Origin of the sequence: Dyadobacter subterraneus, assembly GCF_015221875.1 — a bacterium.
GTDB lineage: Bacteria > Bacteroidota > Bacteroidia > Cytophagales > Spirosomataceae > Dyadobacter > Dyadobacter subterraneus.
On the sequence record NZ_JACYGY010000011.1, the window covers coordinates 1 to 1,288 of the forward strand.

At 59.2% G+C, this 1,288-nt stretch carries 1 protein-coding gene; it reads right to left on the reverse strand.

Annotated features, from left to right (window positions below):
* Nucleotides 1-1,094 (reverse strand): porin (locus IEE83_RS32700; protein ID WP_228102201.1); only part of this gene is annotated, 1,094 nt, incomplete at its 3' end.
* Between the last annotated feature and the right edge of the window lie 194 nt (nucleotides 1,095-1,288).

Consider the following 1,288-nt stretch of genomic DNA (forward strand, 5'->3'; position numbering starts at 1 on the left):
TTTGTTCCTGAACTGGCCCCCACCCCGTTCTCCCCAGTTTCCCTACACGCCGCTCTTCCGATCTCACGCTGCAGGCGAAGGAAGCCGCTGACGTACTCGTCACCAGCATCCGGATCGGTGTAGTTGATCGTGAAGCGGGTAGCGAGACCTTCCGTGATGTCGTAGTCGGTCGTGATACCAACGCGCCACTGATCGTCGTTACCGAAGCTGGTGTTCGAATCTTGCAGGCTGCCCCAGTACTGAGCGGCCGGGGTGATTGCGAACTTGTCGGTAGCGTTGAAGCGGTACGAAGCAGCAACGGTCCACTCGGAGTCAGCCCAGTAGGCGTTCGGGTCGGATGCCCAGATGCCAGCGATCTGGAATGTGCCCGGGCCGAGGTCTGCGGAGAGCAATGCGCGGATCGCGCCTTCTTCCCATTCGGTGTCGTAGCTGCCGAGCAAGTCGAAAGCAACGCCGCCGAGCGAAGCGGAAACGATACCGGTAACGCCAACGCCGTTGGCCTTGGTGCTGGTGCCTTCGAGTTCGTCGACCGAGATACCGGCCTGGAACGTGCCACCGTCATAGATGTAGGCAATCGAGTTGAACTCGGTGACGTTGCCGAGCGAGTCGGTTTCGCCGTTCAGACCCTTATCCCACCAGCTGTAGAAGAAGCCGGCCTTGAAGCCGCCGAGCTGGATGTAGGCTTCATCGACGTCGATCAGGCTGTCGCCTTCGTCGGTGTCGTTGTCAGCGTTGAACTCAGCAGCGAAGAAGCCGGTGAGCGTGCCGTATTCGGTGTCGCTCTTCGCGTCAAACGCGATGTAAGCGCGGGAGAACATGTCCCAGTCCGACGTGGACTGACCACCGAAGTCTTCCTGGTTCCAGCGGTCGTCAGCTTCGTCACGGCCGAATTCGCCCTGAACGCGGATGAAGCCGCTGATCTTGAGGCAGGTTTCCGTGCCGGGGATGTAGAAGTAGCCAGTGCCGAAAGCGTCGCAAACGCGAACGTATTCCATGGGCTCCGGCTCGGCAGCGACGATCGCGTCGGCAGCCTGAGCGCCGGATACTGCTGCGAGAGCAGCAGCGGAGCCGAGAAGAAGGCTCTTGATGTTCATTTCTGACCTCCAGTCAAAAGTTTCAAACGGGTCTGGGTTTTTTTGCTGAAGGCCAGCTTTCCCTCCCCCTTCCCCAAGGTTCAGGAAGCCGGCCAGATCGGAGAGCACACGCCTGCCCAAGTCGGTCAAACCCCGTATGCGGTCTCCTCCTGGAAAAAAAAAAACACAAACAACAACCTACACAAGCGATCGAA